This window comes from Fructilactobacillus sp. X2R6C1 (assembly GCF_059901295.1).
This window is the reverse complement of record NZ_JBWXUZ010000058.1, coordinates 1-252: the sequence shown is the minus strand read 5'-3', so window position 1 is coordinate 252 and position 252 is coordinate 1. Positions and strand designations below refer to the sequence as shown.

At 44.8% G+C, this 252-nt stretch carries 1 protein-coding gene; it reads left to right on the top strand.

Annotation, left to right across the window (positions count from 1 at the left end; all coding sequences use genetic code 11):
• The coding region (locus AC6UDF_RS07345) for a response regulator (protein WP_500724229.1) at window positions 1-252 on the top strand (252 nt) is incomplete at both ends.

The following is a 252-nucleotide window of genomic DNA, read 5'->3' as shown; positions in this document are numbered from 1 at the left end:
CGCCTAATATGCAGCAAAAAACCGCGCCTTGTAAAGTATCTGGCCGTGTATTAGTAGTTGATGATTTGCGAGATTTACGTGTATTGGTCGGGCATATGCTTTCATCAGCCGGCGCTAAAGTGGATTATGCTGAGCATGGTAAGCAAGCTCTTGATAAAGTGAAAAAGGCAGAGCAAAGAGGCGAACCCTACGATATAGTATTTTTAGATATCCATATGCCAGTAATGGGCGGCAAAGAGGCCACAATCGAGC